The sequence below is a fragment of the Streptomyces sp. NBC_01210 genome (genome assembly GCF_036010325.1).
Classification (GTDB): Bacteria; Actinomycetota; Actinomycetes; order Streptomycetales; family Streptomycetaceae; genus Streptomyces.
Genome location: NZ_CP108549.1, coordinates 7,165,771 through 7,191,283, shown reverse-complemented (window position 1 = coordinate 7,191,283; position 25,513 = coordinate 7,165,771). Strand labels below are relative to the sequence as shown.

Below are 25,513 nucleotides of genomic sequence, written 5' to 3'. Positions count from 1 at the left end.
ACCATGTCTTTCAGGCGAGTCCGGCCACCAGCTCGGCGACGGACTTGCGGCGGCCGGTGTAGAACGGCACCTCTTCGCGGACGTGCATCCGGGCCTCGGAGGCGCGCAGATGACGCATCAGGTCGACGATGCGGTACAGCTCGTCGGCCTCGAAGGCCAGGATCCACTCGTAGTCACCGAGCGAGAACGACGCGACCGTGTTGGCGCGCACGTCGGGGTAGCCGCGGGCCATCTTGCCGTGGTCGGCGAGCATCCTGCGACGGTCCTCGTCCGGCAGCAGGTACCAGTCGTAGGAGCGCACGAAGGGGTAGACGCTGACGTAGTCGCGCGGCGTCTCGTCCGCCAGGAAGGCCGGGATGTGCGACTTGTTGAACTCGGCGGGGCGGTGCAGTGCCATGTTCGACCAGACCGGCTCGAGCGCGCGGCCCAGCTTGGTGCGCCGGAAGAGGTTGTACGCCTCCTGGAGCTCGTCCGCGGTCTCCGCGTGCCACCAGATCATGACGTCCGCGTCGGCACGCAGACCGGACACGTCGTACGTGCCACGCACGGTGATGTCCTTCGCGGCGAGCTGGTCGAACAGCTCCTGGACCTCGTCGGCGTAGCCGGCGCGATTCTCGGGGAGGAAATCGCGCAGCTTGAAGACGGACCACAGGGTGTAGCGGACGACCTCGTTGAGGTCCTTCGCCTTCTTCCCCGCGTTGGGAATCTTTTCCGGTGCAGTCATGAGGCTATTCTCCCGCGTCGTCCCCAGTGCCCCGCACCAGGGTGGACGTGGCGATGATCTCGTCGGCCGCGCGCTGTGCGCCGGCGATGCAGGCGGGGATGCCGACGCCGTCGTACGCCGCGCCGCAGACCCTGAGGCCCGGCAGCTTGGCGACCTCGTCGCGGATCCGGGCGACGCGCGCGAGATGCCCGACCGGGTACTGCGGCAGTCCGTCGATCCACCGGGTCACCTCGGTGGCCACGGGCCGGGCCGTGAGTCCGGTCGCCTCACCGAGGTCGCGCAGCGATACGCCGACGAGCTCGGCGTCCTCGCGGTGCAGATGCTCCTCCTCGCCGTACCGGCCGATGGAGGTGCGCAGCACGAACAGGTCGGCGGAACCCTCGTCGACCCAGCCCCACTTGCGGGTGGAGAAGGTTGACGCCTTGATGGTGCGGCCGTCGACGGGCGGCACCAGGAAACCGCTGCCCTGCGGCATCCCGGCCAGGTCCGCGCGGCGGAAGGCCATGGTGACCAGGGCCATGGAGGCGTACTCGATCCGGCCGAGCTCCGCGGCGGCCGCCGGTGACTCGGCGGCCAGCAGCGCGGCCGAGGACCAGGCGGGGGCCGCGAGCACCACGCCGTCGGCGGCGATGACGCGCTGGTCGGTGCGGATCTGCCAGCCTTCGGCACTGCGGGTCATACCGAGGACGGGCGTCTCCATGAAGATCTCGCCGCCCTGCGCGCGTACGGCGTCGGCGACGGAGGCCGGCAGCTGCCCCACGCCGCCTTCGATGCCCATGAACACCGGGCCGGCGGACTGCTGCCGCGCGGCCTTCGCCTGGATGTCCCGTACGGCGGCGAGCAGCGAGTCGTGGGTCTTCGCCGCTTCGAAGAGCTGAGGGACGGCGGCGCGCATCGAGATGCGGTACGCGTCCCCCGCGTACACCCCGCCGAGCAGCGGTTCCACCAGCCGGTCGACGACCTCCCGGCCGAGGCGTTCGGCTACGTACGCGCCGACGGCGACATCATCACCGAGCTCGACGGGTGCGAGGTCGCGTTCGTGCTCGATACGGGCGATGCCCTCGGCGGAGAGCAGTCCCGCGAGTGCCGCCGGGTCGCTCGGCACGCCCATCACATGGCCCTTGGGCATCGGGCGCAGCGCGTCCCGTGTCCACACGAAGGCGGAGGCGGTGGCCGGCGGCCGGAGCCGGTCGGCGAGACCGACGGCGCGGGCCAGTTCGACCGCTTCGGGGCGGCGGGCGAGCATCGACTCGGCACCGAGGTCGACGGGGGCGCCCTCGATCTCGCCGGCCTGCAGCTTGCCGCCCAGCCGGTCGGTGGCCTCGAGGAGGGTGACGCGCACACCGGAGGCGATCAGCCGGTGCGCGGCCGCGAGACCGGCGATGCCGCCTCCGATGACGACGACATGACCCGTACGTGTGTCCGCGTTCATGGATCAACTCTCTCAGACCCGTAACGAGTCCTGACCGTGACCGCTTCGGGACCGGAAAGGGGCAACCTCCGGCACGGCCTCGAACGTCGAACCGGCAACACTCAGCATCTGTCCCGGGGGGCTTGCATGCGTGCACGTCGTACGGTCGCGGCACTGTTTCTCACCGCTTCACTCGCCCTCGCGGGGTGCAGTGGGGCCGATGCCGGATCCACCCAGGACAACAAGGCCGCGAAGCCCGCGGCCCAGGGCGCGAAGGGCGGCGGCTACCAGGCCGACGAGTCGGCTTCCGGCGCCCGGCGGACGCCACCGAAGCAGCCGGTCTCCCTGGCTCCGTCCCACATCATCCGCACGGCCGAGCTCGACGTGGAGGTCAAGGACGCCCCGAAGGCGCTCGCCGCCGCCCGCAGGACGGCCCTGAACGCCGGCGGCCATATCGCCAACGAGAGCACCGAACGGATCGACGACACCCATGTGACGTCGCGCGTCGTCCTGCGCGTCCCGCAGGAGAAGTACGACGCGGTCCTCGCCGAGCTGGCCGGTGCCGGAAAGCTGCTCTCCCGCAAGGCCGACGCCAAGGACGTGACCGACCAGGTCGTGGACGTGGAGAGCCGTACAGCGACGCAGCGGGCCAGCGTTAACCGCGTACGTGCGCTGATGGACCGGGCCACCAAGCTCAGCGACGTGGTCACGCTGGAGGGGCAACTGAGCAGCCGACAGGCGGAGTTGGAGTCGCTGCTCGCCCAGCAGGCCGCGCTCAAGGACCGTACGACGCTGGCCACCATCACCCTGTCTCTCTCCGAGAACGAGGACAAGGGGCAGCAGGTGGAGGACGACGGCCCCGGCTTCCTCGACGCGCTCGGCGGCGGCTGGCACGCGCTGGTGACGGCAGCGCTATGGATCGCGATCGCGATCGCGGCGGTCGCTCCATGGGCCGCGGCGTTCGCGCTGCTGTACGCCCTGTGGCGTTGGGCGATACGGCCCCGTCTGCCGAAGCGCCCCGCGCCGGAGACCGCACAGCCGGCCCCCCTGCCCGTGCACGGGCCCGGCCAGGACTGAACCGCCGCTCCCCCGTAGCGTGTTCTCCATGACAACGGAGCGGCTGGTGGTCATCGGGGGCGATGCGGCAGGTATGTCCGCCGCATCGCAGGCACGCAGGCTCAAGGGCCCGCAGGAGCTGGAGATCGTCGCGTTCGAGCGCGGGCACTTCAGCTCATACTCGGCGTGCGGGATCCCCTACTGGGTCGGCGGTGATGTGCCGGAGCGCGACGATCTGATCGCCCGTACGCCTGCCGAGCACCGCGAGCGCGGAATCGATCTGCGGATGCGTACGGAGGTGACGGAGATCGACGTCGCCGGACAGCGCGTGCGCACCCGCGACCTCGAAGCGGGCACCGATTCCTGGACGGGCTTCGACAAGCTGGTCATCGCGACCGGCGCGCGTCCGACCCGCCCCGCGCTGCCGGGCATCGACGCACCGGGCGTCCACGGGGTGCAGACCCTCGACGACGGCCAGGCCCTGCTGGACACTCTCGCCGCTACGAGCGGCCGGCGCGCGGTCGTCGTGGGTGCCGGCTACATCGGCGTCGAGATGGCGGAGGCGCTGCTGAAACGCGGTTACGAGGTGACCGTTCTTAACCGCGGCGAGCAGCCGATGGCCACGCTCGACCCGGACATGGGCCGCCTGGTCCACAAGGCGATGGACGGTCTGGGCATCACGACGGTGACGGACGCGGCGGTCACCAAGGTCCTCACGGGCCAGGACGGCCGGGTGTCGGCGGTCGCCACGGAGTCCGCCTCGTACCCGGCGGATGTGGTGGTTCTCGGCATCGGAGTCGAGCCGGAGACAATGCTCGCCCGCGCCGCCGGCCTGCCGCTCGGCGTGTACGGCGGTCTGCTCACCGATCCGGCGATGCGGGTGCGCGGCCACGAGAACATCTGGGCGGGCGGCGACTGTGTCGAGGTCCTCGACCTGGTCTCGGGCCGCGAACGCCATATCGCACTGGGCACGCACGCGAACAAGCACGGCCAGATCATTGGCTCCAACGTGGGCGGGGATTACGGAACGTTCCCGGGCGTCGTCGGCACAGCCGTCAGCAAGGTCTGCGACCTGGAGATCGCGCGCACCGGCCTGCGCGAGAAGGACGCCCGCGCCGTGGGCCTGCAGTACGTCACCACCACGATCGAGTCGACGAACAGCGCCGGCTACTACCCCGGCGCCACCGTGATGACGGTGAAGATGCTCGCGGAACGCCGTACGGGCCGGCTGCTCGGCGTCCAGATCGTCGGCGGCGAGGGCGCGGCAAAGCGCGTGGACATCGCGGCGGTGGCACTGACCGCCGGAATGACGGTGGAACGGATGATGTCCCTGGACCTCGGCTACGCCCCGCCGTTCTCCCCGGTCTGGGACCCGGTCCTGGTGGCGGCGCGCAAGGCGGTGTCCGCAGTCCGCAAGGCCGGGACCTGAGGAATCCGAAAAGCCGGGACCCGAGGCAGCGGCCCGCCCGCGTGGACTGGAGTCGGGCGGGGCAAGGCTCAGCGGGAGGCCGGCGGGTGGCTTTCGCCGAGGTCCCTCGCGTCGGCGAGCGCCCTGTCGAGCCGGCGCCGCAGCGGCCGGGCCAGCGGTCGCTCTATCAGCCGGTGCACCAGCCAGGCTGCCAGCAGCATTCCGCCGACCAGCAGGCCGACGAGCGCATACGCCGGTACGCGAGGCTCGAGCACCCTGATGAGTTCCCAGCCGATGTTCTGGTGCAGCAGATAAAGCGGGTACGTGGCAGCGCCCGCGTAGGGCAGCCATCGCCAGTTCATCCACGACAGCTTTCCGGCCGCGACCAGGCCCATTACCCCGAAGCATGTCGCCATGACCGCCATGACCGGCCAGAAGGGAATGGGGTGGTCGAAGTAGCCGAGCGTGCGGCTCCAGGTGGTGCGCGCGGCGGGCACAGCCGCCCCGAAGCACACCAGGACGATGCCTGTGAGCAGCAGCGTCGGCCGGAACCGGTACATGAGGTAGAACGCCATTCCGGCGATGAAGTACCAGCAGTGGTTCGGCATGACCATCAACCGGAAGGCATCGTCGCCGAACTTACTGAAGGCCATCCCCGCCACCGCCCACACGCAGCAGAAGACAAGGACTCGCCGGTAGGTCAGACCCCACCAGGCCACGACCGCGAACAGCAGATAGAAGCGGAGTTCGGCGAAGAGGGTCCAGTACACGCCGTCGACCATGCGGACCCCGAGCGGCTCCTGAAGCATGGTCAGGTTCGTCAGGACGTCCGGCCACGGCAGCGGCTTCTGGCCGCCGGGTATGAGCAGCAGCACCGCCGTGGTGGCGAGTACGGCGAACCAATAGGCCGGGTAGAGGCGGGTCACGCGGGAGACGAAGAAGTCTCCCACCGACCGGCCCCAGCAGCTCATACAGATGACGAAGCCGCTGATGAGGAAGAAGAGCTCCACGCCCAGCCAGCCGTACGCGGCGAAGGGGAAGGCGGTGGGGAACTTGGCTTGCCCGGATGCCGACCAGCCCTCGCCGCGCGCCAGGTAGTGGTAGGCCACCACCATCAGCGCGGCGAGCAGTCGCAGGCCGTCCAGTGCCGCTATTCGCCCGCGCCTGGGCGCGGGCATGGATATGTGCGTCGGCGCCGGTCCCTGCCCCAGGCGGGGCAGGGCAAGCGTCGGGGCGTCCTGTGTCACGTGGTCTGATCCCCCGGGTCTAGCGCTCGGTCTGCGTGTGCACGTACTCCACGAGGCGCGTCAGCGCGTCCGGGTCCGTCGTCGGCAGCACACCGTGGCCCAGGTTGAAGACATGCCCCTCAAGGCCCGCCGCCGCGTCCAGGACCTCGCGGGTCTTCGTCTCCACCGCCTCCTGCGTGGAGAAGAGGACCGCCGGGTCGAGGTTGCCCTGGAGCGCCCTGCCCGGGCCGACCCGGCGGGCCGCCTCGTCCAGCGGGACCCGCCAGTCGACGCCGACGACATCCGCGCCCGCCTCGCCCATCAGGCCGAGGAGTTCGCCGGTGCCGACGCCGAAGTGGATGCGCGGGACGCCGTACGAGGCCACCGCGTCGAAGACCTTGGCCGAGGCCGGCATCACCGAGCGCCGGTAGTCGGCGGGGGCCAGCGCGCCCACCCATGAGTCGAAGAGCTGCACGGCGCTCGCGCCCGCCTCGATCTGCACCTTGAGGAAGGCGGAGGTGATCTCGGCGAGGCGGTCCAGCAGATCGGCCCACAACTGCGGGTCGCCGTACATCAGCGCCTTGGTGTGCTCGTGGTTGCGCGAGGGACCGCCCTCGACGAGGTAGCTGGCGAGGGTGAAGGGCGCACCGGCGAAACCGATGAGCGGAGTCGGGCCGAGCTCGCCGGTGAGCATCCCGATCGCCTCGGTGACGTACCAGACGTCCTCCGGCGTGAGGTCGCGAAGCCGCGCCAGGTCCGCGCGGGTGCGGATCGGTTCGGCGACGACCGGGCCGACGCCCGGCTTGATGTCGAGGTCGATGCCGATGGCCTTGAGCGGTACGACGATGTCGCTGAAGTAGATCGCGGCGTCAACCTTGTGCCGGCGCACCGGCTGGAGCGTGATCTCGGTGACCAGCTCGGGCTGCATGCACGACTCGAGCATCTGAGTGCCCTCGCGCACCTTGAGGTACTCGGGCAGTGAGCGCCCCGCCTGCCTCATGAACCAGACCGGTGTGTGCGGCACCGGCTCACGCCGGCACGCCTTCAGGAAAGCGGAGTCGTACGTCTTGGTCGGCATGCCCGAGGGGCTGTCATTGGCACTCACGCCCAGAATCTTCGCACGTACACCTGAAGTGGCCGCCCCGGGCCGGGTGTCCCTCCCTGCGCGAAGCCCCCGTTCCGCCTACTCTTCCCCGCATGGCTGCGGCTCAGGGACATTTTTCCGATCATTCCAACGGCGCTGACGATCCGGACAGCGCGGAGGGGAATGCCGTCCCGCGCGTGTTCCGACAGGCGGTCGACGCGCTGCGGGCCGCGCGGCTGCGACCCGAGATCGAGGTGGACCCGACGCGCCCGCCGCAGCGCCTCGCCCCGCATGCGTACGCCCTGGAGGCCGCCGTCGTCGACGGCGACGACGACCTGGCGGACGGACGGCTCGTCCTGCTGCACGATCCGGCCGGCCATGACGCCTGGCAGGGCACCTTCCGGCTGGTGACACTCGTACGCGCCGAACTGGAGCCGGAGATGGCGGCCGATCCGCTGCTGCCCGAGGTCTGCTGGTCGTGGCTGACGGGCGCTCTGGAGGCACGCGGTCTGTCGTACGGGGAGCCGAGCGGGACCGTCACCCGCGCGGGGTCTCACTATTTCGGTGGACTCTCCGAGCGACAGCCGGTGACGCAGATCGAGATCCGGGCCTCGTGGACGCCGCGGGAGGGTGTCGGCGGAGTCCCGGACTCGGCGGCACACTTCGCGGCCTGGTGCGATCTGCTCTGTCAGGTCGCCGGGCTGCCGCCGTCGTCGGCCGGTACGGCGGACTCGGCGACGGGCGTGGTGTCGTTGCCACAGCGGCGCGGTCCGCAGCAGCCGTAGTCCGTACCCGGGTCGCGGCCCGGGAGACTGTGCCCGGGAACTGAGCCCGGTGGTCACAGCTCGGCAGTCACAGTTCGGCAGTCGCAACTCGATGCCCGGGATGCTCGTGATGCGTGCGTGCTTCGTGATCCGGGACGGGCTCGCTCGTAGGATGATCGATCACGCGTCCGAATTGCCCCAATTGTTACTCACCAAATCGTGATCATTCTCTAAAGGCGGGCGGGTTTGGTGCCGAAGAGGTTCGTGACCCTTCAAGCACGGTTCGCCCCGGCTTCCTCCCCGAGCCGGCTCCGTCCCGCACCTTCCCAGGAGGCCTGGTGTCCGTTCTTCTCGAGCAGCCCGCAAGCCTGGTCGCCTACCGCCCGAACAAACCGACGGCCATGGTCGTCGTGGCCGACCCGCGCGTCCGCTCCACCGTCACCCGCCACCTGTGGGCCCTCGGAGTGCGTGACGTGATCGAGGCGTCGTCCATCGCGGAGGCCCGCCCCCGCGTCGGCAACCCGCGCGACATCTGCGTGGCCGACGTCCACCTGCCCGACGGTTCCGGGCTGACCCTGCTGTCCGAGACCCGAGCCGCGGGCTGGCCCAACGGCCTGGCCCTCTCCGCCGCCGACGACATCGGCGCCGTGCGAAACGCCCTCGCGGGCGGCGTCAAGGGCTATGTCGTCACCGGTACGCGTACGAACATCGGGCACCCGACCCGCCCCGGGGCCGCCCCCATCGGCGCCGCGGCCAACCGGATGCACCGCCGCCCCCCGGGTGCCCCGAGCCACCCGGGCGGCTACCGCGAGCTCTCCGGCCGCGAGGTCGAGGTGCTCCGCCTGGTCGCCGAGGGCCAGTCCAACAAGGCGATCGGCGTCTCGATGGGCCTGTCCGCACTGACCGTCAAAAGCCACTTGGCCCGCATCGCACGCAAGCTCGGCACCGGCGACCGAGCCGGAATGGTGGCCGTCGCTCTGCGCACCGGGATCATCCACTGACCGCTCTACATTTCTTCACGCCCGTCGACGGAACGTTCCGTCGACGGGCGCCGTCCGTTGACGGATACCCTTGACACGTGACCGACGCCCAAGAGACCGCAGCAGAGACAGCACTGCGAACCACCGGGGGCGCTCCCCCGGACGACGTCGAACCGGCGCCGATTCCCTTGCTGGAGCCCCGTGAAGGCATTCCACCGGTGGTGGCCACCGACGATGCCCTCGCCGCAGTGATCGACGCCTTCGCCAGGGGTACCGGCCCCGTCGCCGTCGACGCCGAGCGCGCGTCCGGCTACCGGTACGGCCAGCGGGCCTATCTCGTACAGCTGCGGCGGGAGGGCGCGGGCACCGCGCTGATCGACCCCGTGGGCTGTCCCGACCTCTCGGGGCTCGACGAGGTGCTCGCCGGTGCTGAGTGGATCCTGCACGCGGCAACCCAGGACCTCCCGTGCCTGCGCGAAATAGGCATGATCCCGACCCGGCTCTTCGACACCGAGCTGGCCGGGCGGCTTGCGGGCTTCCCGCGGGTCGGGCTCGGCGCGATGGTCGAGTCCGTACTCGGCTACGCCCTGGAGAAGGGCCACTCGGCCGTCGACTGGTCAACCCGCCCGCTGCCCGAGCCCTGGCTGCGCTACGCCGCGCTCGATGTGGAGCTGCTGGTGGATCTGCGCGACGCGCTGGAGAAGGAGCTGGACCGGCAGGGCAAGCTGGAGTGGGCCCGCCAGGAGTTCGACGCGATCGCCGCGGCACCGCCGGCCCCGCCGCGCAAGGACCCCTGGCGTCGTACGTCCGGGATGCACAAGGTGCGCCGCCGCCGTCAGATGGCCGTCGTACGGGAGCTGTGGACGGCCCGCGACAAGGTCGCCCAGCGACGCGATGTGTCGCCGGGCAAGGTGCTGAGCGACTCCGCGATCGTCGAGGCGGCGCTCGCGGTGCCGGCGAACCTCCAGACGCTGACCGCACTGCCCGGCTTCGGCCACCGAATGGGACGGCGTCAGCTGGAGCAGTGGCAGGCGGCCGTGGACCGGGCCAAGGTGCTCCCCGACGCCGAGCTGCCGCAGCCCGGCCAGCCGCTGAACGGTCCGCCGCCGCCCCGTTCCTGGGCGGACAAGGACCCGGCGGCCGCGGCCCGGCTCTCCGCGGCACGCGCCGCGGTCTCCGCACTCGCGGAGGAGCTCAACCTGCCGCAGGAGAACCTGATCACGCCGGACACGGTGCGGCGGGTCTGCTGGGAGCCGCCGGCGGAAATCGGCGAGGACGCCGTGGCAGAGGCCCTGGCCTCGTACGGCGCGCGCCGCTGGCAGATCGAGCAGGTGGCGCCGCTCCTCACGCGCGCGCTGACGGCCTCGGCCTGACGCCTGCGGCGGGCTTGTTCTTCCCCACCCCGCCCCTTCCCGAACTGGGGGCAAGCCCCCAGACCCCGTATGCGACCTTCGGTCGCATGTCCTCAAGCGCCGGACGGGCTGAACATGCGGCCCAGCCACACAATCAGCCCCGCCGGCGACTGAGGCGCGGGGTCTGGGGCGGAGCCCCGGCTCGGGAAGGGGCGGGGTGGGGAACAGCCCTCCGCAGGCGCACCCCGCCCCGAACCTCGTGTGACGTTCGCCGCTCCCGGCGCAGGGGGTGGGCAGGGTGGTTACCCGCAAGTAGCATGAGCGGAGGAAGCGCGCGCTTAGGCGCGTGCCCGCAGCAGTGCCACCCCGCACCCTGGAGGAGAGCCATCGTGCCTCGTACCGTCAGGGACGTCGTCTTCGTCGACGGCGTCCGCACCCCGTTCGGCAAGGCGGGCCCGAAGGGCATTTACCACGAGACCCGGGCCGATGATCTCGTCGTGAAGGCGATCCGGGAGCTGCTGCGCCGCAACCCGGACCTCGACCCCGCCAAGATCGACGAAGTCGCGATCGCCGCGACCACGCAGATCGGTGACCAGGGCCTCACCCTTGGCCGCACCGCCGGCATCCTCGCGGGTCTGCCGCAGTCCGTCCCCGGCTACTCCATCGACCGCATGTGCGCAGGCGCGATGACTGCCGTGACGACGACCGCCGGCTCCATCGCCTTCGGCGCGTACGACGTCGTGATCGCCGGCGGTGTCGAGCACATGGGCCGTCACCCCATGGGCGAGGGCGTCGACCCGAACCCGCGGTTCGTGAGCGAGAAGCTCGTCGACGAGTCCGCCCTCTTCATGGGTATGACCGCCGAGAACCTGCACGACCGCTACCCGACCATCACCAAGCAGCGCACCGACGAGTACGCCGTGCGCTCGCAGGAGAAGGCCGCGAAGGCGTACGCCAACGGCAAGATCCAGCAGGACCTGGTGCCGGTCTCCGTACGTCGCACCAACGCGGAAGCGGGCGAGACCGGTTGGGGCCTGGCCACGGCCGACGAGCCGATGCGTCCGGGCACGACCCTGGAGTCGCTCGCGGGCCTGAAGACCCCCTTCCGCGCGCACGGCCGGGTCACCGCCGGTAACGCCGCCGGTCTCAACGACGGCGCCACCGCCTCCCTCCTCGCCTCCGAGGACGTCGCGCGCGAGCTGGGCCTGCCGGTCAAGATGCGGCTCGTGTCGTTCGCGTACGCCGGTGTCGAGCCCGAGGTCATGGGCTACGGTCCGATCCCGTCGACCGAGAAGGCCCTCGCCAAGGCGGGTCTGTCCATCGACGACATCGGCCTGTTCGAGATCAACGAGGCCTTCGCCGTCCAGGTGCTGGCCTTCCTCGAGCACTACGGCATCGCGGACGACGACGCGCGCGTCAACCAGTACGGCGGCGCCATCGCGTACGGCCACCCGCTGGCTTCCTCCGGTGTCCGCCTGATGACGCAGCTGGCCCGCCAGTTCGAGGAGCAGCCGCACGTCCGCTACGGCCTGACCACCATGTGCGTCGGCTTCGGCATGGGCGCGACGGTCATCTGGGAGAACCCGCACTTCGACGGAGGCACCAAGTGAGCACCACCGAACTCCTGAAGGGCGCCGCCGAGCTCTTCCCCGACGAGGTCGTCACGCAGGCGCACGTACGCCACCTCGACCTCCCGTCCGGCGCGGGCACGTTCGCCCTCATCACGCTGGACAACGGCCTGGACCACACCAAGCCGACCACCTTCGGCCCCCAGTCGCTGGCGAACCTGAACGCCGCCATCGACCAGGTCGAGAAGGAGGCGGCCGAGGGCACGATCGTCGGCGTCGGCATCACCGGCAAGCCGTTCATCTTCGCGGTCGGCGCCGACCTCAAGGGCGTCGAGCTGCTCAAGCAGCACTCCGACGCGCTCGCCATCGGCAAGGGTGGCCACGACGTCTTCAAGCGCCTCTCGGCGCTGGCCGTCCCCACCTTCGCGTACTACAACGGCGCGGCGATGGGCGGCGGTGTCGAGGTCGGTCTGCACTGCTCGTACCGCACCGTCTCCCAGGCGATCCCCGCCTTCTCGCTGCCCGAGGTCTTCCTCGGTCTCGTCCCGGGCTGGGGCGGCTGCGCAGTGCTGCCGAACCTGATCGGCGCGGACAAGGCCGTCTCGGTCATCATCGAGAACTCGCTCAACCAGAACAAGCAGCTCAAGGGCAAGCAGGTCTTCGAGCTCGGTATCGCCGACGCGATCTTCGAGGGCGCCGACTTCCTCGAGCAGTCGCTGATCTGGACGGCGTCCGTACTCAAGGGCGAGATCGTTGTCGCGCGGCCCGAGGTCGACCGCGGTCAGGCCTGGGACGACGCCGTGGCGCGCGGCCGCTTCGTCGCCGACTCCAAGGTGCACGGCGCCGCCCCGGCTGCGTACCGCGCGCTGGACATCATCGCCGCCGCCAAGGACGGTGACCTGCAGGCCGGCTTCGACGCCGAGGACACCGCGCTCGCGGACCTGATCATGGGTGGCGAGCTGCGCTCCGGCATCTACGCCTTCAACCTGGTGCAGAAGCGCGGCAAGCGCCCTGCCGGCGCCCCGGACAAGTCCCTGGCTCGCCCGGTCACCAAGGTCGGCGTCGTGGGCGCCGGTCTGATGGCCTCGCAGCTGGCCCTGCTCTTCCTGCGCCGCCTCGAGGTGCCGGTCGTGCTGACCGACATCGACCAGGAGCGCGTCGACAAGGGTGTGGGCTACGTCCACGCCGAGATCGAGAAGCTGCTCGGCAAGGGCCGAATCAACCAGGACAAGGCCAACCGCCTCAAGGGCCTGGTCAGCGGTGTGCTGGACAAGGCCGAGGGCTTCTCCGACGCCGACTTCATCATCGAGGCCGTCTTCGAGGAGATCGGCGTCAAGCAGCAGGTGTTCGCGGAGGTCGAGGCGGTCGCCCCGGCGCACGCGATCCTCGCCACCAACACCTCCTCGCTGTCGGTCACCGAGATGGCGTCCAAGCTCCAGCACCCGGAGCGCGTGGTCGGCTTCCACTTCTTCAACCCGGTCGCGATCCTCCCGCTGCTGGAGATCGTCCGCGGCGAGAAGACGGACGACGCGGCCCTCGCCACCGCCTTCGGTGTCGCGAAGAAGCTGAAGAAGACCGCGGTTCTCACCAAGGACGCCCCGGCGTTCGTCGTGAACCGCATCCTGACCCGCTTCATGGGCGAGATCCAGAACGTCATCGACGAGGGCACCCCGGTCGAGGTGGCCGAGAAGGCCATCGAGCCGCTGGGTCTGCCGATGTCGCCGCTGGTCCTGCTCGAGCTGGTGGGCCCCGCGATCGGTCTGCATGTCTCCGAGACCCTCAACCGCGCCTTCCCGGAGCGCTTCACGGTCTCCGAGAACCTGGCCGCGGTCGTCAAGGCGGGCAAGCGCGGCTTCTACGTCTACGACTCCGGCAAGCCGGAGCTGGACCCGGAGGTCGCGGCACTCCTCAAGCAGGGCGATGTCGTCCTCACCGAGGAGCAGACCCGCGAGCGCGTACTGAACGCGGTGGCGCAGGAGATCGGTCTGATGCTGGAGGAGGGTGTCGTGGCCGAGGCCCAGGACATCGACCTCTGCCTGATCACGGGCGCCGGCTGGCCCTTCCACCTGGGCGGCATCACGCCGTACCTGGACCGCGAGGGTGTTTCCGAGCGCGTGAACGGCAAGACCTTCCTGGCGCAGGGCGTGGCGAGCGTCCCGGCGTAACGTCTGATCCCGAGCAAGCAGCAGCCCCGGCACCGTCGTTCGGTGCCGGGGCTGCTGTCTGTCCCAGGGCCTGTCATCCTGCTGATATGCGGACTCTGGTGATCGTCGACGGGGCGAATGTGGTCGGCTCGGTGCCCGACGGCTGGTGGCGGGACCGGCGCGGGGCGGCCGAGCGGCTCAGGGACCGGCTCGTCGGCCTTGCCGCTGACGGGATTCCCGGGTGGCCCGGTCCCGTCGAGATGGTGCTCGTCGTGGAGGGCGCCGCCAAGGGAGTGGAGTCCGTGCCCGGTGTGCGGGTGGAGTCGGCACCCGGCAGCGGCGACGACCGGATCGTGGAGCTTGTGGCGGAGCGGGAGGCGGACCGGGCGTGTGTCGTCGTCACGGCCGACCGGGAGCTGTGTCGGCGGGTTCAGGCGTACGGCGCGGAGTGCGTGGGCCCACGGACCGTGCTGCCGCCGGGCAGGCGCGGATAGCGCAACGCTCCGTCAAACCCGGGAAAGCACAATGTCCGGCCCCGCAGCCACTGCTGGAGCAGGACGTACGGGGCCGGGGAGAATCCAGCCGTGCAAGGGAGCGCTCAGTACTCGGATTCGGGACCGAGGCGGCCGAGACGGCTGTGGCTGCGGCCGTACAGGAAGTACACCAGGAAGCCCACGACCATCCAGGCGGCGAACCGCAGCCAGGTCTCGGCCGGCAGATTGAGCATCAGCCAGACCGAGGCGGCCACCGAGACGATCGGAAGGAAAGGCACCCAGGGGGTGCGGAAGGCGCGGTGCAGTTCGGGCCGGGTGCGGCGCAGAACGATCACGCCGAGGGCGACGACGACGAACGCGAAGAGCGTGCCGATGTTCACCAGCGTCGCGAGCTCGTTGATGCTGGTGAAGCCCGCGATGATCGCGATGATCACGCCGAGCAGGATGGTCGGCCGGTAGGGCGTGCGAAAGCGCGGGTGCGTGACGGAGAAGAACCGCGGCAGCAGCCCGTCGCGACTCATCGCGAAGAACACCCGGGTCTGACCGAGCAGCAGAATCATGCACACCGTGACCAGGCCGACCGCGGCGCCGAAGCTGATGATTCCGGCGTAGACAGGGTGCCCGACGGCCTTGAAGGCGTCGGCGAGCGGAGCGCTCACCGACATTTCCGTGTAGTGCTGCATGCCGGTGACCACCAGCGACACGGCGACATAGAGCACGGTGCAGATCAGGAGCGAACCGAGGATGCCTCGCGGCATGTCCCGCTGCGGGAGCTTGGTCTCCTCGGCGGCGGTGGCCACCACGTCGAAGCCGATGAAGGCGAAGAAGACGACGGATGCGGCGGTGAAGATGCCCATGACGCCGAAGTTGGTGGGCTGGTAGCCGAACATCAGCTGGACCAGCGGGGCGTCCCAGCCCGCTCCGGCGGCCTGTGGCTGGGCCGGGGGAATGAAGGGGGAGTAGTTGTCGGCCTTGATGAAGAAGGCGCCCGCGATGATCACGATCATGACCACGGTCAGTTTGATGGCGACCACGACCGCCGTGACCCGCGCGGACAGCTTCATTCCGAGCACCAGGATGACCGTGAGAAGCAGCACCAGCAGGAAGGCCAGGAGATCGAAGCCGAACCCTTCCGCCACATCGGGCCCGGAGAGCGCGGCGGGCATGTGCCAGCCGACGTTGTCCATCAGCGAGCGGACATAGCCCGACCAGCCGACCGCGACCACGGCGGTACCGAGGGCGAATTCCAGGACCAGGTCCCAGCCGATGGTCCAGGCGACCAGCTCGCCGAGCGAGGCGTACGAGAAGGTGTAGGCCGATCCTGCCACCGGGACGGTGGATGCGAACTCGGCGTAGCAGAGCGCGGCGAGGGCGCAGACGATGCCCGCGGCCACGAAGGCGAGGGCCGTCGCGGGTCCCGCCGTCTCCTTGGCCACCTTGCCCGTGAGCACGAAGATGCCGGTGCCGATGATGACCCCGACCCCGAAGACCGTCAGGTCCAGCGCGGAGAGGGATTTCTTGAGCGCGTGCTCCGGCTCTTCGGTATCACGGATCGACTGTTCGACCGTCTTGGTCCGGAACAGGCCGTCTCCGCTTGGTCCCGTGTCCTGCTGCGTACTCACCGGCGTACCTCCACGCACTCGTCGTGATCGCCATGATTGGGACAACGGCGGTCCGAGAGGGCTCCGTACGGGTGGATTTCACGCGAATGGGCCGGTCGGACCACCCATACAGGGTGAACCAACCGGCCCTTCGGCGCTACGGGTCAGTCGCGGGCGGGCTCGACCGCTTCGGTTTCGAACCGGCCGTCCAGCCTGGAGACAAGACCGGTGACCTGGCGGGCGATGTCCGGCGCGGTCAGGCCGATCTCCGCCATGACCTCCTTGCGGGAGGCGTGGTCGAGGAAGCGCGGCGGGATGCCGAAGTCGCGCAGCGGTACGTCGACTCCCGCGTCGCGCAGCGCCTGGGCGATCGCTGAACCGACGCCGCCGGCCCGGCTGTTGTCCTCGACGGTGACGACGACGCGGTGCTGTTCGGCGAGCGGCGCGAGCGCCTCGTCTACCGGCTTGACCCAGCGCGGGTCGACAACGGTCGTCGAGATGCCCTGCGCGTCCAGCAGGCCGGCGATCTCCAGGCACATCGGCGCGAGCGCGCCGACGGAGACAAGGAGGACATCGGGCCGGTCCGCGTCGGCGTGGCGCAGCACGTCCATGCCGCCGACCTTGCCGACGGCCTTCACTGCCGGGCCGACCGCGCCCTTGGAGAAGCGCACCACGGTCGGCGCGTCGTCGACCTGGACGGCCTCGCGCAGCTGGGCGCGGACCTGGTCGGCGTCGCGCGGAGCCGCGATCCGCAGGGTGGGCACGCACTGCAGGATCGACATGTCCCACATGCCGTTGTGCGAGGCGCCGTCGGTGCCGGTGACACCCGCACGGTCGAGTACGAACGTCACGCCGCACTTGTGCAGGGCCACGTCCATCAGCACCTGGTCGAAGGCGCGGTTGAGGAAGGTGGCGTACACGGCGAAGACGGGGTGCAGTCCGCCGGTCGCGAGGCCGGCCGCGGAGACCGCGCCGTGCTGCTCGGCGATGCCGACGTCGTAGACCCGGTCGGGGAAGGCCTTGGCGAACTTGTCGAGACCGACCGGCTGCAGCATCGCCGCCGTGATCGCGACGATGTCCGCGCGCTCCTTGCCGAGCTTGACCATTTCCTCGCCGAAGACCGAGGTCCAGTCGACGCCGGAGGAGGCGATCGGCAGTCCGGTGTCGGGGTGGATCTTGCCGACGGCGTGGAAGCGGTCCGCCTCGTCCTGGAGGGCCGGCTGGTAGCCGCGGCCCTTCTCGGTGAGGCAGTGGACGATGACGGGGCCGCCGAAGCGCTTGGCGCGGGCGAGCGCGGACTCCAGGGCTTCGATGTCGTGGCCGTCGATGGGGCCGACATACTTGAGGCCGAGGTCCTCGAACATGCCCTGCGGGGCAATGAAGTCCTTGAGGCCCTTCTTGGCGCCGTGCAGGGTCTCGTAGAGCGGCTTCCCGACGACGGGGGTGCGCTCCAGGATGTCCTTGCCGCGGGCCAGGAAGCGCTCGTAGCCGTCGGTCGTACGGAGCGTGGCGAGATGGTTGGCGAGGCCGCCGATGGTGGGGGCGTACGAGCGCTCGTTGTCGTTGACGACGATCACCAGCGGGCGGTCCTTGGCGGCCGCGATGTTGTTCAACGCTTCCCAGGCCATACCGCCGGTGAGCGCTCCGTCGCCGATGACGGCGACGACGTGGTCGTCCTTCTTCAGTACCTCGTTGGCCTTGGCGAGGCCGTCGGCCCAGCCGAGCACGGTCGAGGCGTGGGAGTTCTCGATGATGTCGTGCTCGGACTCGGCACGCGCCGGGTAGCCGGAAAGGCCGCCCTTCATCTTGAGCTTGGAGAAGTCCTGACGGCCTGTGAGCAGCTTGTGCACATAGCTCTGGTGGCCGGTGTCGAAGAGAACCTTGTCCTTCGGAGAGTCGAAGACACGGTGCAGAGCGATGGTCAGCTCCACGACGCCGAGGTTGGGACCGAGGTGCCCACCGGTCTTGGAGACGGCGTCCACGAGGAAGGTCCGGATCTCGGCAGCCAGCTGGTCCAGCTGCTCCGGGCTGAGCCGATCCAGATCGCGCGGTCCCGTGATGCGGGTCAGCAGCGCCACCCGTGCCTCCTTGCAGTTGTGCGGTCTAGCTTGCCGGTCCGTCGAGTCTAGTGTTCCGTCCGCGACGCCGGTCGCCGGGCGGTGCGATGTACATCACGCAGTCGGGTGAACACACAGAGGTGCCCGGCACCGCGAACGGTGCCGGGCACTTCTGCGGAGCCGCGGTCAGGCGCGGCCCGCGGACTTCTGCGTCTTCCGGGTGACGGAGTCGATCACCACGGTGGCCAGCAGCACGCCACCCGTGATCATGTACTGAATCGGGGTGGCGATGCCCTCGAGCTGCAGCCCGTACTGGATCGAGACGATCACCATGACACCGAGCAGCGCGTTCCAGGTCCTGCCGCGTCCACCGAACAGGCTGGTACCGCCGATGACGGCCGCCGCGATGACGTTCATCAGCAGATCACCGGCGCCCGCGCTCTGGTTGGCGGCTGCGATCTTGGACGCCCAGAACAGTCCGCCGATGGCGGCGAAGGTCCCCGCGATCGCGAAGACCGAGATACGCACCGCCGTGACGTTGATACCCGCACGCCGGGAGGCCTCGACGCTGCCGCCGAGCGCGAAGATCTTGCGGCCGTACGAGGTGCGGCGGAGCACGAAGTCCGTCAGCACCAGGACCACCAGGAAGAGGACCAGCGCCAGCGGCAGGCCGCGATACTGGTTGAACATAAACGCGGCGGCGAAGGCCACCACGCCGAGCAGAGCCGTACGCACGACGATGTCGATGAGCGGCCGGGACGGGATGCCGGCGGCCTCACGTCGGCGGGCGTCGAAGAAGGCCGAGAGGAAGAACCCGGCCACCGCGACCGCGGCGAGCCCGTAGGCGGCCGCGACGTCCGAGAAGAAGTACGTGGTCAGCTGTCCGACCACGCCCTCGCCGTCCAGGTTGATGGTGCCCTGGTCGCCGAGAAGCTGGAGCATGAAGCCCAGCCAGAAGAGGAGACCGGCCAGTGTGACGGCGAACGCCGGTGCGCCGAGCCGGGCGAAGAAGAAGCCGTGAAGCGCGCCGATGGCCGCGCCGCTGGCGATCGCGACAAGGACGGACAGCCACTCGTTCATCCCGTGCGTGACGCTCATGACGGCGACGATGGCTCCGGACACACCGCTGACCGAACCGACCGACAGGTCGATCTCACCGAGCAGCAGTACGAAGATGATGCCGACGGCCATCATGCCGGTGGCGACCATCGCGACGGAGATGTCGCTGAGGTTCTTCGCGGAGAGGAAGTTCGAGTTCATGCTCTGGAAGACCGCGCAGATGACGATCAGGCCGATGACGACGGGGATGGACCCGAGGTCGCCGGAGTGGAGCTTGCGCTTGAACTCCGAGATGTAGCCGGCGAAGCCCTGCTCGCGGACCAGTAGCCGGGGGTCGACCGCGGTGACCGCGTCGTGGGCGGCCTCCGGGTTCACGACCGGCGCGTCGGTGGGGGTGGAGGTCTTTTCGGTGTTCACTTCTGAACCTCCGTGGTGCGCGCCGCACGACGGGTCACGGCGTTGTCCGTGGCGCCGGTGATGGCGGAGATGATCTCTTCCTGGGAGGTGGTCTTGACCTCGAAGACGCCGTTGTTACGGCCGAGGCGCAGCACTGCCACCTTGTCGGCGACGGCCTTCACATCGGCCATGTTGTGGCTGATGAGGATCACCGCGTGACCTCGCTCGCGGAGCCGCTCGACGAGGTCGAGGACCTGCGCGGTCTGCTCGACGCCGAGGGCGGCGGTCGGCTCGTCGAGGATGACGAGCTTCGGCTCACCGAGCATCGAGCGGGCGATGGCCACCGTCTGCCGCTGGCCTCCGGAGAGCGAGGCGATCGGGATACGCACGCTGGGGATGCGGATCGACAGCGTGTTGAGGAGCTCGCGGGCGCGGCGCTCCATCTCGACCTCGTTGAGAATGCCCCGCTTGCGGAGCTCGCGGCCGAGGTAGAGGTTGCCGACGACGTCGATGTTGTCGCAGAGCGCGAGGTCCTGGTAGACGGTCGCGATGCCGAGGTTCTGCGCGTCGTGCGGCTTGTTGATCTGAACGGTGCTGCCGTCCCACTCGATGACGCCCTCATCGATGGGATGCACGCCGGCGATCGTCTTGACCAGCGTGGACTTTCCGGCGCCGTTGTCGCCCACCAGGGCGACCACTTCACCGGCGTGGACCTCAAGCTCTACGTCGGTGAGCGCCTGAACGGCACCGAATCGCTTGGAGACCCCGCGCAACGCCAACACGGGCGTAGCGGACACGTGAACCATCTCCTTCGCCGCCTGACCGGCGGGGATGCCGCGCCGGGGAAACAGGCGCGGAGGTTGAGCAGAAGCGAACAGAGGGAAGAAGCGTTTCTGCCCGGTGCCCCGCCCCGATAGCGGGGGCTGGAGTGGGGCGGGACACCGGACAGGCTTCGTGGGTGCGTAAGTCCCGTAACGCTTGGGGACTTAGTTCAGGCCGAGTGCGTCGCAGGCGGCCTTGTACTTCGGGGTGCAGATCTCGGCGACGGTGTAGACGCCGTCCTTCACGACGGTGTCCTTGATGTTGTCCTTGGTCAGCGAGACGACCGGGACGAGCACCGCCGGGATGCCCTTGGTGGTCGGGCTGTCCGTCTTGGACTTGGCGATGGAGTCGAGCTTCTCGCCCTTGGCGAGCGCGACGGCCATCTCGGCGGCGGCGGCAGCCTCGGGCGCGTACGGCTTGTAGACGCTCATGAACTGCTCACCCGCGACGATGCGCTGCACGCCCGCGAGCTCGGCGTCCTGGCCGGTGACCGGGGGGAGCTTGGAGAGGCCGGCGGCCTTCAGAGCTGTGATGATGCCGCCCGCCATGCCGTCGTTGGCCGAGTAGACACCGATGATCTTGTCCTTGCCGAGAGCCGTGATCGCCGCCTCCATGTTGGCGTTGGCGTTCTCCGGCTTCCACTCCTTGGTGTCGTACTCGCGGCCGACGTTCACCTTGCCGTTGAGCTCGGCCTTGGCGCCCTTCTTGAACAGCTTGGCGTTCGGGTCGGTGATCGCGCCGTTCATCATCACGATCTGGCCGTCCTTGGCCTTGGCGCCAAGAGCCTCGAGGAGCGCCTTGCCCTGCACGTGGCCGACCTGCTCGTTGTCGAACGAGGTGTAGCCGTCGATCGGACCCTCGGCGAGACGGTCGAAGGCGACGACCGGGATGCCCTCGTCCTTGGCCTTCTTGACCGAGCCGGCTATGGCCTTGGAGTCCACCGAGTCGACGATCAGCGCGTCGACCTTGTTGGTGATCATCGTGTCGACCTGCTGGTTCTGCAGCGTCGCGTCCTGCTTGGCGTTCGCGTAGACGACCTTTGCCTTGCCGTTGGTCAGCTCGCTGATCTTCTTCTCGATGAGCGGCTTGTCGAACTTCTCGTAGCGCGCGGTCTGGTTCTCCGGCAGGAGCAGACCGATCGTGATCGCGTCGCCCTTGGCGGCGCCGCTCTCCTTGGTCTTGTCGCCCGACTCCTTGGCGCTGCCACAAGCGGCGAGGGACACGGCCATCGTGGTCGCGGCTACGGCTACGGCGGCACGACGCATACGCATGTTCATCTTCGGAACCTCCCTGACGAGGCCGCGTCGCTGCGGCCGAGGTGGCTGGAAGTCAACTCGGCCGTTAGGCCGACGTCAAGGAGTAAATCCTTAACGAGATGACAACGGTGCCATTCATTATCTAAGTGAAGGCAGGTGCCCCGACGGGGAGCGAGCTGTCCAGAAGGGTCGAATCGCCCATTTCGCTGAGCACGAGGGCCAGTGCGCCCAGCACTTCCGCCCGGCCTCCGAGCGCCCCCGGAAGGACGGACAACTGGCGTGCCGCGCTGGGAATCGCGTACCGGGAGACCGACTCTCGAATCGGTCCGAGAACCAATTCTCCCGCTTCGGCAAGATTTCCGCCCAGCACAACGCGGCTGGGGTTGAGCAGGTTGCAGAGGTTCGCCACACCGCTGCCGATGTGACGGCCGACGTCCGCGATGACCCGGCGGCAGCCGGGGTCGCCCTCGCGGGCCAGCTGGACCACGCGCTCCATGGTCAGATCGGCCCCGTGGCTGGACTGGAGCAGCGGCAGGACGTACCGGGCGGCGGCGAAGGTCTCCAGGCAGCCGCGGTTGCCGCAGCGGCAGACCGGGCCGGACTCGTCCAGCGTGATGTGGCCGATCTCGCCGGCCGTGCCGCCCGGGCCGCGGTAGATCTGGCCGTCTATCACCAGACCGGCGCCGACACCGCTGGCGACCTTGATGTACGCGAGATCCCGGACCCCGCGGCCGCTGCCCCAGACCAGCTCGCCGAGCGCTCCGAGATTCGCGTCGTTGTCGACGTAGACGGGCACGCCGAGCCGCCCCGAGAGCTCCTCGCTCGGATTGATGCCGGTCCAGCCCGGCAGGATCGAGGTGGAGCCGAGGGTGCCGGACTCCACATCGATCGGCCCGGGTACGCCGAGCCCGACGCCGATCACCTTGTCCGGGCCGATCCCGGTCGCCGCGATCAGCCGGTTGACCAGCTGTTCCGCCCGGCCGAAGCCCTCTGCGGACGAGGCGTCCACGTCGAGCGGCTCGGACTCCTCGGCGAGCACCTGGTGGGCGAGGTTGCCGACGGCGACCCGCAGATGGGTGTGCCCGAAGTCGACGCCGATGACGATGCCCGCGTCGCCGCTGAGCGAGACGCTGCGGGCCCGGCGGCCGCCCGCGGAGGTGGGTGTGACCTCGACGGTCCCGCCGTCTTTCAGTTCGCGAACGATATTGGAGACCGTCGCCGCGGAGAGGCCTGTGCCTCTCGCGATCTCCGCCTGCGTGAGCGAGCCCGCCATGCGTACGGCACGCACGACCCGCTCGAGGTTGGCCCGGTGCAGAGATGTCTGCGATCCCGGAGTCTCCATCGACTCATCCACTCCTGCCCCCGGTGGGCGGCACGACGACCGCCCCCGGCCGGGACCACCGTGCGGCGAGCCCGACGTTTCTCCAACTTGTGAACCCTAAGCACAACTCCCGAGCCTTATCGCGTCAAGACCTTGAGCGGTGCCAACCACCGATGAGCACGCAGGAGCGAATCCGGAGGGAAAGGGGCGCGGGGGCGGATTCATCAGGTGTAGACCTCCGGCAGCCGCAAGGCGCGGGCGGCCACGGCCACGAACGCGACCACGGCCACGGCCACAAACCCGAACGCGACCACGACCGCGACCGCGATCACGGCGACGATCACGACGGCGAGGGCGCCGACCCGCAGACGGCCGCATAGGGGCGACTTTCAGCCACGTCGAGATCGCCTCGTGACGTCAGCGGCGGAGCTCCGCGGTCCGAGGCCCCGGAACATCCGTCCCGAGAGCCCGGGCCGGATGTTTCTCGTACAGAAGGTGGAGTCAGGAAACCGGCGTGCGCCGGAAGCCCGGCCGGGAGCCGGTCGTCCTCGGTCCGCCCCGGCTTTGCGGCTCGGTTCCCCTCCGGGGCGCCTTGAGCGTCTGCCGACGGTCGATCGTGCTCGACCGCTCGTTCCTCGCGGCCTCCGCGCGTTCTCCCTTTCGACACCCGCGCGCCCCTTCGGCTCACTCGCCGACGCGCTTCCGCCCGCACAGCGGCCGCGGCCCGGCAGACGGGGACGCATCCCCGCCCGGGACCGGGCCGCGGCATACGGACTCCGCGGTCGCGGACCGCGGATGCCCTTCGCTGCCATTACATGACCGCTACTTGACCGCGCCCGCCGTCAGGCCCGCCACCACCTGCCGCTGGAAGATGATGTACGCCGCGAGCACCGGCAGCATCGCCATCACCAGACCGGCGAAGAGGCCGGACCAGTCGCCCTTGTAGCCCTGGCTGACGGCCAGCTCCACCAGACCCTGCGAGAGCACCTTCTTGTCCGGGTCGGTGTTCAGCACGGTCGGAAGCATGTACTGATTCCACTGCCCGAGGAAGTTGAAGATGCCGACGCTGATCAGTCCGGGCCTGGCCATCGGCAGCATGACCTGGAAGAAGGTCCGGGTGTGCGAGGCTCCGTCGATCATGGCCGCCTCGGCCACCGAGGTCGGCAGCGTACGGAAGAACGCGGTCAGGAAGAACACCGTGAACGGCAGTGAATACGCGATGTAGACCAGGATCAGGCCGTGCAGCGTGTTCAGCAGTGCGATGTTGTTCAGTACAAAGAAGAGCGGCACCAGCGCCAGCATGATCGGGAAGCTCATTCCTCCGATGAAGAGGAAGTAGATGAAGCGGTTTCCCGGGAAGTCGAAGCGCGCGAGGACATACGCGGCCATCGAGCCGAACAGCAAGGTGCCGACCAGCGAACCGCCCACCACCAGAACGGTGTTGAGGAAGTAGTCGCTCATGTGCGCCTGGCTCCAGGCCCGCGACCAGTTCTCGAAGTGCAGCGAGTCGGGCAGTGACCACGGCGAAGTGAAGATCGCCTTGTCGCTCTTGAAGGAGGTCATCACCGACCAGAGCAGCGGCAGGATGACCATGATCGCCCAGATGACGAGCACGCCGTGTGAGAAGAGATTGAGGACACCGCCCTCACTGCTCTTCACCTTGGCGGGCGCAGCGTTCGTCTTCGCCACCGACGGGCGCTCCTGGGAGGCGCCGGCGGGCGGGGCGTCAGTGGTTTTCACCGGGATTCACCTCGTGCTGTCATGCCGGCCACCGCGACCGAGCTGCTTTTCTGCCGGGGGTCCGGGGGGTGTCCCCCGGGAAGACACAGCATCAGAACTCCAGCCGCTCACGCCTGCCCAGCTTCATCACGAGGGCTGCGAAAGCCAGCGTGACGACGAGCAGGGCGACACCGATCGTGGTCGCATATGCCGCCTGGCCGTCCCGGAACGCGGTCTGGTAGACGTACAGCGTGAGAACCGTGGTCGAGTAGTCGGGTCCGCCGGGCCCCACGGTCATGATCTGGACGACCGCGAAGGACTCCGCGCCCAGAGCCAGGATTCCCATGTAGACCCAGCCCGACTGCACGGTGTCCCACAGGAGCGGCAGGGTGATGCGGAAGAAGGTGGTGAACCGGTTCGCGCCGTCCAGCAGCGCCGCCTCGTAGAAGTCCTTGGGGATGGACGCCATCCCCGCCGAGAACAGGACGACGAAGAAGCCGACCGTGCTCCACACCAGGACCGCCATGACACACCAGAGCGCCAGGTCGGGGTCGCCCAGCCACTGCGGCTGCACGTCGTCGAGGCCGACGGCCTGCAACGCCCCGTTGATCGCACCGTCGTTGGGGTTGTACGCGAATTGGAACAGCAGGGCGACGATCGCGATCGACAGCACCTGCGGGAAGAAGTACGCGATCTTGTAGAAGGACGAACCGCGCACACCGGCGATGGCGGCGCCCTTTCGGCGCCGCCCGCCGACATTGAGCATAAAGGCGAAGAACAGCGCAAGGCCGATCGTCACCAGCGGCAGCAGCAGCGCGAACCACAGGCTGTGCTGCAGCGACTTCCAGAAGACGTCGTCGTCCAGCATTCGACTGTAATTGTCGAAGCCAACCATTTTGAAGTCCGGGCTCAGGCCTGTCCAGTCCGTGAACGAGTAGTAGATGGACTGGATGAACGGCCAGATGACGAAGATTGTGTACAACGCCAAGGGGGCCGCCAAGAACCCCACAATGAACCGGTACTTGCCGTGTTGCATGGTTACCGACCCCGATCTTCCGGCGAGTGCCGCCG

The 25,513-nt window shown here is 69.1% G+C and carries 20 protein-coding genes; 8 read left to right on the top strand and 12 right to left on the bottom strand.

Annotation, left to right across the window (positions count from 1 at the left end; genetic code table 11):
* Window positions 1-10: 10 nt before the first annotated feature.
* Together hemQ and hemG are read right to left on the bottom strand one after the other, a co-directional pair.
* Window positions 11-724, bottom strand: coding sequence for a hydrogen peroxide-dependent heme synthase (gene hemQ, locus OG735_RS32320; RefSeq protein ID WP_327326668.1), 714 nt, complete (start codon window positions 722-724; stop codon window positions 11-13).
* Window positions 725-728: 4 nt separating this feature from the next.
* On the bottom strand, window positions 729-2,156 hold the full coding sequence (gene hemG / locus OG735_RS32315; protein WP_327326667.1) for a protoporphyrinogen oxidase: 1,428 nt from the start codon (window positions 2,154-2,156) through the stop codon (window positions 729-731).
* 126 nt (window positions 2,157-2,282) lie between these two features.
* Here hemG and OG735_RS32310 point away from each other — a divergent pair, with 126 nt between their 5' ends.
* Both OG735_RS32310 and OG735_RS32305 read left to right on the top strand, forming a co-directional pair.
* Entirely contained in the window at window positions 2,283-3,212 is a 930-nt protein-coding gene (locus OG735_RS32310) for a DUF4349 domain-containing protein (RefSeq protein WP_327326666.1), read from the top strand.
* 28 nt (window positions 3,213-3,240) lie between these two features.
* The gene (locus OG735_RS32305; protein ID WP_327326665.1) at window positions 3,241-4,620 is read left to right on the top strand and encodes an FAD-dependent oxidoreductase; all 1,380 of its coding nucleotides are present in this window, start codon (window positions 3,241-3,243) and stop codon (window positions 4,618-4,620) included.
* 68 nt (window positions 4,621-4,688) lie between these two features.
* Here OG735_RS32305 and OG735_RS32300 read toward each other — a convergent pair whose 3' ends face one another.
* A complete protein-coding gene (locus tag OG735_RS32300; protein WP_327326664.1) occupies window positions 4,689-5,846 on the bottom strand; it encodes an acyltransferase family protein in 1,158 nt (385 codons plus the stop codon).
* 19 nt (window positions 5,847-5,865) lie between these two features.
* Window positions 5,866-6,930 (bottom strand): uroporphyrinogen decarboxylase, encoded by a 1,065-nt coding sequence (gene hemE, locus OG735_RS32295; protein ID WP_327326663.1) that lies wholly within the window; start codon window positions 6,928-6,930, stop codon window positions 5,866-5,868.
* A gap of 92 nt (window positions 6,931-7,022) precedes the next feature.
* Here hemE and OG735_RS32290 point away from each other — a divergent pair, with 92 nt between their 5' ends.
* The 6 genes from OG735_RS32290 (at window position 7,023) to OG735_RS32265 (ending at window position 14,211) form a co-directional block, all read left to right on the top strand.
* Window positions 7,023-7,694 (top strand): DUF3000 domain-containing protein, encoded by a 672-nt coding sequence (locus tag OG735_RS32290; protein ID WP_327326662.1) that lies wholly within the window; start codon window positions 7,023-7,025, stop codon window positions 7,692-7,694.
* Between the two features lie 317 nt (window positions 7,695-8,011).
* Window positions 8,012-8,674, top strand: a complete 663-nt coding sequence (locus tag OG735_RS32285) for a helix-turn-helix transcriptional regulator (RefSeq protein ID WP_005310513.1) — start codon at window positions 8,012-8,014, stop codon at window positions 8,672-8,674.
* A 77-nt stretch (window positions 8,675-8,751) separates the two neighbouring features.
* Window positions 8,752-10,026 (top strand): ribonuclease D, encoded by a 1,275-nt coding sequence (locus OG735_RS32280; protein WP_327326661.1) that lies wholly within the window; start codon window positions 8,752-8,754, stop codon window positions 10,024-10,026.
* Window positions 10,027-10,394: 368 nt separating this feature from the next.
* Window positions 10,395-11,615 carry a thiolase family protein gene (locus tag OG735_RS32275; protein ID WP_327326660.1) on the top strand — a complete coding sequence of 407 codons (1,221 nt, stop codon included), beginning with the start codon at window positions 10,395-10,397 and terminating at the stop codon, window positions 11,613-11,615.
* Entirely contained in the window at window positions 11,612-13,738 is a 2,127-nt protein-coding gene (locus OG735_RS32270) for a 3-hydroxyacyl-CoA dehydrogenase NAD-binding domain-containing protein (protein WP_327326659.1), read from the top strand. Before OG735_RS32275 ends, OG735_RS32270 begins: the two co-directional genes overlap by 4 nt.
* An 86-nt stretch (window positions 13,739-13,824) precedes the next feature.
* Window positions 13,825-14,211 (top strand): NTP pyrophosphohydrolase, encoded by a 387-nt coding sequence (locus OG735_RS32265; RefSeq protein ID WP_327326658.1) that lies wholly within the window; start codon window positions 13,825-13,827, stop codon window positions 14,209-14,211.
* Window positions 14,212-14,315: 104 nt separating this feature from the next.
* On the opposite strand, the gene OG735_RS32260 is transcribed toward OG735_RS32265, so the two are convergent.
* From OG735_RS32260 to OG735_RS32225, 8 genes are all read right to left on the bottom strand, one after another.
* Window positions 14,316-15,833, bottom strand: a complete 1,518-nt coding sequence (locus OG735_RS32260) for an amino acid permease (protein ID WP_327326657.1) — start codon at window positions 15,831-15,833, stop codon at window positions 14,316-14,318.
* Between the two features lie 143 nt (window positions 15,834-15,976).
* Window positions 15,977-17,890, bottom strand: coding sequence for a 1-deoxy-D-xylulose-5-phosphate synthase (gene dxs, locus OG735_RS32255; RefSeq protein ID WP_327326656.1), 1,914 nt, complete (start codon window positions 17,888-17,890; stop codon window positions 15,977-15,979).
* Window positions 17,891-18,055: 165 nt separating this feature from the next.
* Window positions 18,056-19,345 (bottom strand): sugar ABC transporter permease, encoded by a 1,290-nt coding sequence (locus tag OG735_RS32250; protein WP_327326655.1) that lies wholly within the window; start codon window positions 19,343-19,345, stop codon window positions 18,056-18,058.
* Window positions 19,342-20,130: an ATP-binding cassette domain-containing protein gene (locus OG735_RS32245; RefSeq protein WP_327326654.1), complete on the bottom strand. Its 789-nt coding sequence runs from the start codon at window positions 20,128-20,130 to the stop codon at window positions 19,342-19,344. Before OG735_RS32245 ends, OG735_RS32250 begins: the two co-directional genes overlap by 4 nt.
* A gap of 180 nt (window positions 20,131-20,310) precedes the next feature.
* Window positions 20,311-21,423 (bottom strand): substrate-binding domain-containing protein, encoded by a 1,113-nt coding sequence (locus OG735_RS32240; protein ID WP_327326653.1) that lies wholly within the window; start codon window positions 21,421-21,423, stop codon window positions 20,311-20,313.
* 121 nt (window positions 21,424-21,544) lie between these two features.
* Window positions 21,545-22,744, bottom strand: coding sequence for an ROK family transcriptional regulator (locus OG735_RS32235; protein WP_327326652.1), 1,200 nt, complete (start codon window positions 22,742-22,744; stop codon window positions 21,545-21,547).
* Window positions 22,745-23,545: 801 nt separating this feature from the next.
* Window positions 23,546-24,463 carry a carbohydrate ABC transporter permease gene (locus tag OG735_RS32230; RefSeq protein ID WP_442812527.1) on the bottom strand — a complete coding sequence of 306 codons (918 nt, stop codon included), beginning with the start codon at window positions 24,461-24,463 and terminating at the stop codon, window positions 23,546-23,548.
* 91 nt (window positions 24,464-24,554) lie between these two features.
* A complete protein-coding gene (locus OG735_RS32225) occupies window positions 24,555-25,478 on the bottom strand; it encodes a carbohydrate ABC transporter permease (RefSeq protein ID WP_327326651.1) in 924 nt (307 codons plus the stop codon).
* Window positions 25,479-25,513 lie beyond the last annotated feature (35 nt).

Bases quoted from the DNA above. Each gene is read 5' to 3' on its own strand.
- hemQ (WP_327326668.1), bottom strand. From the start codon at position 724: ATGACTGCACCGGAAAAGATTCCCAACGCGGGGAAGAAGGCGAAGGAC.
- hemG (WP_327326667.1), bottom strand. From the start codon at position 2,156: ATGAACGCGGACACACGTACGGGTCATGTCGTCGTCATCGGAGGCGGC.
- OG735_RS32310 (WP_327326666.1), top strand. From the start codon at position 2,283: ATGCGTGCACGTCGTACGGTCGCGGCACTGTTTCTCACCGCTTCACTC.
- OG735_RS32305 (WP_327326665.1), top strand. From the start codon at position 3,241: ATGACAACGGAGCGGCTGGTGGTCATCGGGGGCGATGCGGCAGGTATG.
- OG735_RS32290 (WP_327326662.1), top strand. From the start codon at position 7,023: ATGGCTGCGGCTCAGGGACATTTTTCCGATCATTCCAACGGCGCTGAC.
- OG735_RS32265 (WP_327326658.1), top strand. From the start codon at position 13,825: ATGCGGACTCTGGTGATCGTCGACGGGGCGAATGTGGTCGGCTCGGTG.
- OG735_RS32245 (WP_327326654.1), bottom strand. From the start codon at position 20,130: ATGGTTCACGTGTCCGCTACGCCCGTGTTGGCGTTGCGCGGGGTCTCC.
- OG735_RS32240 (WP_327326653.1), bottom strand. From the start codon at position 21,423: ATGAACATGCGTATGCGTCGTGCCGCCGTAGCCGTAGCCGCGACCACG.
- OG735_RS32235 (WP_327326652.1), bottom strand. From the start codon at position 22,744: ATGGAGACTCCGGGATCGCAGACATCTCTGCACCGGGCCAACCTCGAG.
- OG735_RS32225 (WP_327326651.1), bottom strand. From the start codon at position 25,478: ATGCAACACGGCAAGTACCGGTTCATTGTGGGGTTCTTGGCGGCCCCC.